The sequence below is a fragment of the Aeromonas sp. QDB11 genome (assembly GCF_027705265.1).
GTDB classification, from domain to species: domain Bacteria; phylum Pseudomonadota; class Gammaproteobacteria; order Enterobacterales; family Aeromonadaceae; genus Aeromonas; species Aeromonas allosaccharophila.
In genome coordinates this window covers 1-9,250 of the sequence record NZ_JAPDBM010000099.1, presented here as the reverse complement: position 1 = coordinate 9,250, position 9,250 = coordinate 1, and the positions used below count along the sequence as shown (strand labels likewise).

The window sequence follows — 9,250 nt, the reverse complement described above, 5'->3', positions numbered from 1 at the left end:
GGCGAGCAGCCTGCGTTCTCCCATCAAGGAAGCCCGCTCTATTGATGAACGGCCGGCTATCGTCGATAGCCGGGAGCGGCTCGGTGATTGGGAGGCGGACACGGTGCTGGGCAAGCAAGGCACAGGTGCACTGGTCACCCTGGTGGAGCGCAAGAGCCGGCTCTATCTGGTCAAGCGGGTCGCGAGCAAACAGGCTGGGGTGGTGCGGGATGCGATAATCGAGATGTTAACGCCCTACATCGAGCAGGTGCATACCATCACCTTTGACAACGGCGGCGAGTTTGCCGAACACAAGGCGATAGAGGAAGCGCTGGGTGCCGAGACTTACTTTGCGCACCCTTACTCTTCGTGGGAGCGCGGTCTGAACGAGAACAGCAATGGGCTGTTGAGGCAGTTTATCCCAAAGGGAACAGACCTGAGAGAGGTCACGGACGAGGATGTCAGGAGAGCGGAGCAGTGGCTCAACCTACGACCTCGGAAATGTCTCGGATTCAGGCAGCCTGTCAAGGTATTCGAAGAGTACCGTCAGGCGGCATAGGCGAGTGTCGCACTTCGAAGTTGAATTCGCGCTAATCCGAAATTGGAGGAGCCGACATATTACACATTAGCGTCAGGAGCTGTCACAGGCTTTTATTGCTGAAATGTGCTGAAGAAAAGGTTTTTCCTTGTGCGCAAGGAGCCGTTTAGGCATGATTGAACGCTTAATCCCCTGAATATGTGGTACAACTGGCTGTATTGATTCAATATTGTCCGGTTTCCGTTATTCCCCGCTCTCGTCCCATGGAGGTGTGTTGTGTCCAGCTGGATCGATCCGGCCATTCTGGCTCTGTTTATCCCGACCTTTTTCTTTGTCTCGGTGACCCCCGGCATGTGCATGACCCTGTCGATGACGCTGGGGATGAGCCTGGGTGTGCGCCGTACCCTGCACATGATGTGGGGGGAGCTGATCGGGGTAGGGTTGGTCTCGGTACTGTCGGTGATCGGGGTGGCCGCCATCATGCTCAACTATCCGGGGATCTTCGCCGCCTTCAAATATGTCGGGGGCGCTTATCTGGTGTGGCTTGGCATCCAGATGTGGCAGGCCAAAGGGAAGATGGCCATTCCGGCGGATCTCTCGGCCGGTCAGCAGACCAGCGCCATGGGACTGGCGGTGCAGGGCTTTGTCACCGCCATCGCCAACCCCAAGGGGTGGGCCTTTATGATTTCCTTGCTGCCCCCCTTTATCTCTGCCGACAAGCCGATGGCACCGCAGATCAGCGCGCTGGTGGCGCTGATCCTGGTCATCGAGTTCTCCTGCCTGCTGCTCTACGCCAGCGGTGGTCGCACCCTGCGCCACTTCCTCGCCAGGAGCGGCAACGTCACGTTGATGAACCGCATCGCCGGTACCCTGATGTTGGGAGTGGGAGTCTGGCTGGCGCTTGGTTGAGTGCCGTCATTTACCCTCGCCACCAAAGAAAAATGCCACCGGTCGGTGGCATTTTTTATGGGCGCGGCCTGGCTCAGCGAGCTTTGAAGCGCTCGACCCAGGGGTTGGCGGTCAGACCGTGGAGCAACACGCTCAGAATGATGGTGCAGAGCACGGTGGCGATGATGGGGCGTTGGCCGATCAGCGCCGGCTGGTTTTGCAGCACCATCACAGCAAAGACGATGCTGGCAAGGCCCCGTGGCCCGAACCAGCCGATAAAGAGCTTGAGCTCGGGCTTGAGGCCGGTGCCGATAAGGCTCAACCAGACCGGCACCATCCGCAGCAGGGTGAGGCTGGCAATGGCATAGAGCCAGTATTGCCAGTGCATCAGCTCCGGCAGCATGGGGAGCAGGGTGGCGCCAAACACCATCCAGATCACCACAGAAAGCAGGTCGCCATACCCTTCGCAGCTGTCCATATAGGCGTGCTTGTGTTCACCGAGTCTGCGCCCGATAAAGAGGCCGCCGACAAAGGCGGCGATAAAGCCGCTGCCACCCAGGCTCTGAGCCAGCGCAAAGCAGAGCAGGGCCAGCCCCGGCATGGTGAGCTGGCGCCACAGCGGCAGTTGCCAACCGTTGAGATAGGAGATTTTCAGCAGCCGGATGGTGAGGCTGGTCAGCACGAAGGCAACCAGCAGGCCAATGCCGATCTCCTCCAGCATCAGGGTGATGGCCAGCGTCGCGGTGCCCGCATGTTGCTCGGTGGGGGCGATAAGGGCCAACAACAGGAGCAGTACCGGCACGCAGATACCGTCGTTGAGGCCGCTCTCCTGATTGAGCCCTTCACGCACCGGTGCCGGTACGGCCGGGTTGCTGACCACCGCCTTGCCGAGCGCCGCATCGGTGGGGGCAAGTATGGTGGAGAGAATGGCCATCTCCAGCAGTGGCAAATCGGGGAAGAGCCAGTGGCCAAACAGGGCGCCACAGACCAGGGTGAGGGGCAGGCCTATCAGTAGCAGCCGGATCGGCAGTTGCCGGTTGGCCAGCAATACCTGCCAGTTGGTATTGGCGGCATCGTTGAACAGCACGATGACCAGCGAGAGCTCGGCCAGCAGCTTGATGCCATCGCTGTCGATGGAGAGGGCGATCAGCTCCACACCACCCGGCCCGAGCAGCCAGCCCGCCAGCATAAACAGCAGGGGGCCGTTGACCAGTTTTGATTCAAAGCGCCCGGCGAGCAGGCTATAGACCAGCAAGAAAGCGGCGATCACCGCCAGGTTCTGGTAAAGCAGGTGTGCATCCATACAACCTCCTTTCTGCCCCTGCGGGGGCGGTTTAATCGGTCAGGCAGTCGGGGTCGAACACATACTCCCCGTCGAGCCAGCGCACGATTTCGTCGACGCAGGCTTGATCCCGAAACGGCAGGTAGCGGGCCTTGAGGGCGGCAATCTGCTCGGGGGTGAGCTGCGCCAGCCCCAGATCCTGAAACAGCGGCAGGTCAGCTTCGATCATCGCCGAGATCTGCGGGCCGCAGGTGGCATTGAGGGCGGCGTGCAACGCCTTGTCGGGATCGTACTGCTTGCCGAGCCGGTAGCTCATCGGCAGGGTGGCAAGCGGCAGGGCCGACAGCGCCGCCTGCTTCATCGGGTTGACCGCATGGCCAGCGACCAGCTCCGCCAGCTCGGCGGGGCGGTTCTCGAAGGCGCGCAGATGGAGGTAGCTGCTCGCCTTGCTGCCATCGTTGACCGGGTAGTTGTCCCACAAAAAGGGCTTGCGGCCGAGCAGTTCGGTCACCTGCTTGAGGTGTACCGCCGGATACTCGGTCGAGCAGACCTTGGGGCCGGTCCAGAAGATCTCGAAACGGCGGTCGAGCTGCTCGCCAAGCTCTTCCAGATAGCGGGGAGGCATGGCGCCGAACACCTTCTCCAGCACCGGATCGGTCGAGTAGTAGCTGGGGCAGAAGATGAGGCGGCTCGCCTTGCTGTGGGCCGCGATATCGTGGGCGATGGTGAGCTGGTGGCGGGCCAGGTCCGGGGTATCCCCCTTCATGTCGTCAAATAGCACCGCCAGAATATCGGGCTGAAGCATCTCGTCGATCAGGCGCACTTTTTCAAGCAGCGCCGGGCGCTTGCGATCGTAGTCGTGGTGCGCCCCCATCGGGCTCAAGCCCACCCCGAAGGCGAGCCCGTTGGCGCGGCACTGGCGCGCCAGCTCGGCGAGATCGGCCAGCTGCTGCTCTGGCCAGGGGAGGGCCCAGTGCTTGCGCAGATAACCATCCTCTTTCGGGGCGTAGATATAGAAGCCGTAACCGTGGCGCGGCAGCCACTGGGTGTAGCGGGCGCGGGCCTGCCAGCTCCATCCCTTGCCAAAAAAGCCTTCAATGACCCCCAGATTGGCAGCGGGGGGCAGGGGGCCGGACAGCAAACTTTGATATGGCATAACTCTCTCCCTTCTTGCTGGGGACTTGATACGGGACGGTCGGTCAGACCGGGTCCTCTTCCTGAAAACGCACCCCGATCTTGCTCGGCACGCTCTCGTCCATTTCGGCCACGGTCCAGATCAGGCCCTGCCATTCGATGTTGTCACCGACCACCAGATTATCGCCCAACTGGCTGGCAATAAAATCGCCCAGTGTCTGATCCGCCACCTCGCTCACATCCAGCCCGTAGAGAGGGGCGAGATCCACCAGCCGTGCGTCCGCTTCCAGCAGGAAGTCGCCGAAGAAGCGGGGGCCGAGATCCTGCTCCGGCGCCTGACTGAACAGTTGGCCGAGGGCAGGGAGGTCGCGTTCGTGACCGATCACGCAGAGGATGTCATCGGCCTGCAGACAGGTACTGCCCGAGGGGTGGAGCAGCTCGCGGCCGCGAAACAGGGCGCAGATCCGGGTGCCGGCGGGCATCTGCAGATCCCGCAGTGGTGAGCCGATGCACCACTTCTCCTCCCCCAGTTGGTAGACGAAGGTCTCCCACTGGCTGTCGAGATCGATCTCGAGCCCGGAGCGGTTGATGGGCGACGGCGGCGCTGGGACTTCCACCCGCGCCAGTTTTGAGGCCAGCGGCAGCGAGCTGCCTTGCAAAATCAGCGAGACCAGCACCACGAAGAAGGCGACGTTGAAGTAGAGCTGGGCGTTGGGCAGCCCCGCCATCATGGGGAACACCGCCAGAATGATCGGCACCGCGCCGCGCAGGCCAACCCAGGAGATAAACCAGCGTTCGCGCGGGGCGAAGTTCTTGAACGGCAGCAGCCCGATCCAGACCGACACCGGGCGAGCAAACAGGATCATCCAGGCTGCCAGCGCCAGTGCGGGCAGGGCGATGGGCAGCAGCTTGTGGGGCGAGGCGAGCAGCCCCAGCACCAGAAACATGCCGATCTGGCTGAGCCAGGTCAGACCGTCCAGCACCGACAGGGTGGTGCTGCGGCTGCGCAGGGAGAGGTTGCCGAGCAACAGACCGGTGAGATAGATGGCGAGAATGCCGCTGCCACCGACCGCCGTGGTGAGGGCGAAGATCAGCAGGCCGCCGCTGACGGTGAGCAGCGGATAGAGCCCCGGCGCCAGACGGGCGCTATTGATGAGGCGCCACAGCAGCCAGCCGCCGCCAAGACCGATCCCGGCGCCAAGGCCAAACTGCTTGACCAGTTGCAGCAGCAGGAAGCCCGCATCCAGCCCCTGCTGGGCGGTTGCAAGTACCTCAATCAGGGTGACGGTGAGAAACACCGCCATCGGATCGTTGCTGCCTGACTCTATCTCCAGGGTGGCGCTCACCCGCTCGTTGAGGCTGCGCCCGCCGAGCAGGGAGAAGACCGCCGCTGCATCGGTGGAGCCGACGATGGCGCCGATCAGCATTCCCTGCATCAAACTGAGGTCAAACAGCCAGGCGGCGGCCAGACCCGTCAGGCCGGTGGTGATGGCGACCCCGACCGTGGCGAGCGACAGCGCAGGCCAGAGCGCGACCCGAAACGAGGAGACCCGGGTGCGCATGCCGCCGTCGAGCAGGATGATGGCAAGTGCCAGGTTGCCCACCAGATAGGCGATGGAGTAGTCGGCGAAGTGGATGCCACCGGGGCCATCCTCACCGGCCAGCATGCCGACGGCGAGGAAGATAACCAGAATGGGAATACCGAGGCGGGAAGAGAGGGCGCTCAACAGTACGCTGGCTCCCACCAACAGGGCAGCGACAAAAAAGAAACTGTTGATGGTAGCGGCATCCAAGGGCGAACTCCTTCCTGGTAATGTGCAAAGTAGGCACATTATATGCAGTTAGGCCCCCCTTGTGTGGCTTGATTGTGCATTAATTTGCATTTTTTACATTTTTCACCTCATGCCTGCGCCATATGATGACCGCGACAAGGTGAACGAAAGCGGAGCCAAAGGAGCGTTGATTTCAGGGTGAGAAGACGGGGTGTAATGGGGGGCCAGTGAGGTCGGGCAGGAGTGGGGCAGGGGAGCACAAGGGCGCTCCCCACGGGATGAGGCGGGATTCAGTCGTCCTCGTCATCCTTCACTTCGCGGATCTTGTCCTTGTAGTTGGGCAACTGCTTCTCCAGCCGTTTCATGTCTTTGATGGCATTGAGAAACAGCCCGAGCAGGAACAGCAGCGGCAACCCTATCCACAGCCAGAGAGTCATGGGATTTTCCTTTCATCAGGACAGGTGATGACATAACGGGCCAAAATGTCATCAAGGTTGGCCAGTATGGTCGACTTGCCTTCAATATCCGCCTGTTGCAGGCAAAGCGCCAGTGCCGTGGGATCGAGCCGTTGCTCGTCGGACTCCAGCGAGAAGCTGATATGCCAGGGCTCGTAGGCGACCCCGCTTCCCGCCCCGACCGGTTTGGCATAAGGGAGGAAGAAGCCGAAGTCGCTCATATGGTCGCTGAGCCACTCGCTGAGATCTGCAAACCAGCCCCCGGCTTCATACTCCCAGGGCTCCAGCGCCAGTTTGGTGTCGGCGGGCAGGCAGTCCGGGTCGTAGATATCGAGATCGGTACCCCAGTGGTGACGGCTGGTGCCGGGCAGGGCGCTCCAGCGCAAGATGGCGTGCAGCCGCTCTGTCTCGCAGAGTTGCAGGGCATCGATGGGCTCGCTGTTGGCATCGAGCAGTGGCCGTTCGCCGCGCCACTTGCCATTCCAGATGGCGAGCTGGCGCTCGAAGCTGCGCCAGCTGGAGGCCGCCTGCAGGTTGAACCCCTCATAGGCGGCCGCCACCTGCATGTCGTTGAAGGCCGCCGCGGTGGCGGCGGTCAGACGATGGGGGCCGCGCCCCACCACAATAAGATGGCTCTCTTCGAGCCCCATTAGTTGTTCCTGCGTCATGCCAGCAATCTCTCGAGCACCCCTTGGTACATGTCGGCCAGCAGATCCAGATCGTCCGCCTTCACGCACTCGTTCACCTTGTGAATGGTGGCGTTGACGGGGCCAAGCTCAATCACCTCGGCGCCAGTGGGGGCGATAAAGCGCCCGTCGGAGGTGCCGCCGGTGGTGAGCAGGGCTGGCTGCTGGCCATTGACCGCCTCGATGGCCGCCACAGCCGCATCGAGCAGCGCGCCGGTGTCGGTGAGGAAGGGCTGGCCGGAGAGGGTCCAGCTCAGCTGATAATCGAGGCCATGTTTATCCAGCAGCGCTTCGACCCGCTCGCGGATATCCATGTCGGTCAGTTCGGTGCTAAAGCGGAAGTTGAACTGCACCTGCAGCTCGCCCGGAATGACGTTGGAGGCGCCGGTGCCGGCCGAGATGTTGGCGATCTGGAAGCTGGTGGGGGGGAAGTAGGCGTTGCCCTCATCCCACACGGTGGCGGCGAGCTCTGCCAGCGCCGGCGCGGCCTTGTGAATGGGGTTGTCCGCCAGATGGGGATAGGCAACGTGGCCCTGCACCCCGCGTACCAGCAGATCACCGGTGATGGAGCCGCGGCGGCCGTTCTTCACCACATCGCCGACCACGGCGGTGGAGGAGGGCTCACCGACGATGCACCAGCGGATCTTCTCGTTACGGGCCTCCAGGGTGTCGATCACCCGGGTGGTGCCATTGATAAAGGGCCCCTCTTCATCGGAGGTGATGAGAAAGGCGATGGACCCTGCGTGATCCGGATGCTCGGCCACGAAGCGCTCGACCGCCACCACCATGGAAGCCAGCGAGCCCTTCATGTCGGCGGCGCCGCGCCCGTAGAGCACGCCATCCTTGATGGTCGGCTCGAACGGCGGGGTGTGCCATTTGTCCAGCGGCCCGGCGGGCACCACGTCGGTGTGCCCGGCGAAGCAGAACAGCGGTCCTTCGCTGCCACGGCGGGCCCAGAGGTTGGTGGTGTCTTCAAACACCATGGGCTCGATAACGAACCCTAGCTTGGCGAGGCGCTCCGCCATCAGGGTCTGGCACCCTTCATCAAGGGGGGTAACGGAGGGGCGGCGGATCAGATCCTTGGCCAGTGCGATGACATCCGACATCAGTTGTCCTTAACGGGAGAAGAGGGATTGGTAGTGATCAGCCTTGAAGCCCAGGGTCAGTTCGCCGTCAAGGTCCAGCAGCGGGCGCTTGATCATGGCCGGGTGCTCCAGCAGTAGGGCGCGCGCCTTGGCGGTGTCGAGCCCCTGTTTGGCCTCATCCGGCAGGGCGCGGAAGGTGGTGCCGCGGCTATTGAGCAGGGCTTCCCAGCCGAGTTGTGCCAGCCAGCAGTCCAGATCGTCCGGGTTCAGACCATCGGCGCGGTGGTCGTGAAAGCGGTAGTCGATACCGGCCTCATCCAGCCACTTGCGGGCTTTCTTGATGGTGTCGCAGTTCTTGATGCCATAGAGGGTGGTGGCCATGGGGAGTCCTTCTCTTGTGGGCGCATGCCGTGGGCAAGGGCCCGAAAATCCGAATGAAAACAGTGCAAGGGCCTGATTCTGGCATTGTGGCGATCTCATGGCAACGCTGATGGTCTGGAGTGAGGGGATTCTCGTGACTGGTCGCACCTGAACGGTGCTTTCGAGCTCAGGTCAGGATCACTGCGGCGGGAGTGCCCGATGGCGCGGTTATTGCGGAAAAAAGAGACGGGGGCAAACGCCAGATAGCCAAAACGCGCCAGCGGGCGCGTTTTGGTCGGCATCATCAAGCACGTCAATCAGTGCAGGGTGGTCCACTCATGGTCAAAGACCCGGGCCCGTTCCCAGGGGGCATCAGGCAGGCTGGAAGAGAGGCCAGTGTATTTGCCCACGTCGTCCACCACGATGGCGGAGAGGATCGGCAGGTTGTTTTCGGTGCAGTACATGCGGATGCGTTGCAGCAGGGTGCGCAGTTCATCCTGGCACTGCTCCAGCCCGGCCTGCTTGGCCAGTTTGGAGTAACGAATGGTAGTGCGTTCCTTTGCAGACTCGACGAGGATGTCCCACAGCTTGTAGTCGCAGGTCGAGGCACCTGCGGTGGCTTGGCTTGTCATAACTCTCTCCGGCGCGAAATGGTCGCTATATGTCGAAGCGCATCTTCGCCACTTCGGCGCCGTCATATGTTGATCCAACGCAAAAAAGAGGGGAGTCGCGTCACACAATTCCCCGATAAGGGCGGACAAAGGTTTTCCAGCAGTTGAAATAACGAAAATTTGTTACGTGACCGACATATTATGCTGATGAATCCCGATGACGGCACCTTTCTTGATAGGGATCAAAGGCAAACGGTGGTCAGAACACTAGATTTCGCTCTTCGATAAATTTATCAGGAGTGAATATTGGAACTGCTATTCGTCTTGCTCGTACTGGTTGCCGTGGTCTACGGCATTATCAAGGATTACAACCCGCAGGCGGTCCCCCGGTGTCAGAATAGTTGTCGCCTAATCTGAATAATCTAAATGTGAAGACCGGGGGCGGATAAAGAGTGTCGAA

9 protein-coding genes and 1 pseudogene are annotated in these 9,250 nt (G+C 61.5%); 2 read left to right on the top strand and 8 right to left on the bottom strand.

The window, feature by feature from the left end; genetic code table 11:
* Together OKC40_RS21080 and OKC40_RS21075 are read left to right on the top strand one after the other, a co-directional pair.
* Positions 1-538 (top strand): annotated as a pseudogene (locus OKC40_RS21080) (IS30-like element ISAs2 family transposase); the annotation flags it as partial.
* Positions 539-793: 255 nt separating this feature from the next.
* On the top strand, positions 794-1,426 hold the full coding sequence (locus OKC40_RS21075) for a LysE family translocator (protein ID WP_042058111.1): 633 nt from the start codon (positions 794-796) through the stop codon (positions 1,424-1,426).
* A 73-nt stretch (positions 1,427-1,499) separates the two neighbouring features.
* Here OKC40_RS21075 and OKC40_RS21070 read toward each other — a convergent pair whose 3' ends face one another.
* The 8 genes from OKC40_RS21070 to OKC40_RS21035 all read right to left on the bottom strand — a co-directional run bounded on the left by OKC40_RS21070 (position 1,500) and on the right by OKC40_RS21035 (position 8,811).
* Positions 1,500-2,708, bottom strand: coding sequence for a cation:proton antiporter (locus OKC40_RS21070; protein WP_270796874.1), 1,209 nt, complete (start codon positions 2,706-2,708; stop codon positions 1,500-1,502).
* 31 nt (positions 2,709-2,739) lie between these two features.
* Complete coding sequence (locus OKC40_RS21065) at positions 2,740-3,843, bottom strand: beta-N-acetylglucosaminidase domain-containing protein (protein WP_270796873.1); 1,104 nt, start codon at positions 3,841-3,843, stop codon at positions 2,740-2,742.
* Positions 3,844-3,886: 43 nt separating this feature from the next.
* On the bottom strand, positions 3,887-5,614 hold the full coding sequence (locus OKC40_RS21060; RefSeq protein ID WP_270796872.1) for a potassium/proton antiporter: 1,728 nt from the start codon (positions 5,612-5,614) through the stop codon (positions 3,887-3,889).
* Between the two features lie 269 nt (positions 5,615-5,883).
* Entirely contained in the window at positions 5,884-6,030 is a 147-nt protein-coding gene (locus OKC40_RS21055; protein ID WP_270796871.1) for a hypothetical protein, read from the bottom strand.
* Complete coding sequence (locus tag OKC40_RS21050) at positions 6,027-6,716, bottom strand: M15 family metallopeptidase (protein WP_270796870.1); 690 nt, start codon at positions 6,714-6,716, stop codon at positions 6,027-6,029. The genes OKC40_RS21055 and OKC40_RS21050 overlap by 4 nt, the downstream gene beginning before the upstream one ends.
* Positions 6,713-7,840, bottom strand: coding sequence for a succinyl-diaminopimelate desuccinylase (gene dapE / locus OKC40_RS21045; protein ID WP_270796869.1), 1,128 nt, complete (start codon positions 7,838-7,840; stop codon positions 6,713-6,715). The genes OKC40_RS21050 and dapE overlap by 4 nt, the downstream gene beginning before the upstream one ends.
* 9 nt (positions 7,841-7,849) lie before the next feature.
* Positions 7,850-8,200, bottom strand: coding sequence for an ArsC family reductase (locus tag OKC40_RS21040; RefSeq protein WP_270796868.1), 351 nt, complete (start codon positions 8,198-8,200; stop codon positions 7,850-7,852).
* Positions 8,201-8,496: 296 nt separating this feature from the next.
* On the bottom strand, positions 8,497-8,811 hold the full coding sequence (locus tag OKC40_RS21035) for a hypothetical protein (protein WP_005337929.1): 315 nt from the start codon (positions 8,809-8,811) through the stop codon (positions 8,497-8,499).
* Positions 8,812-9,250: the final 439 nt, after the last annotated feature.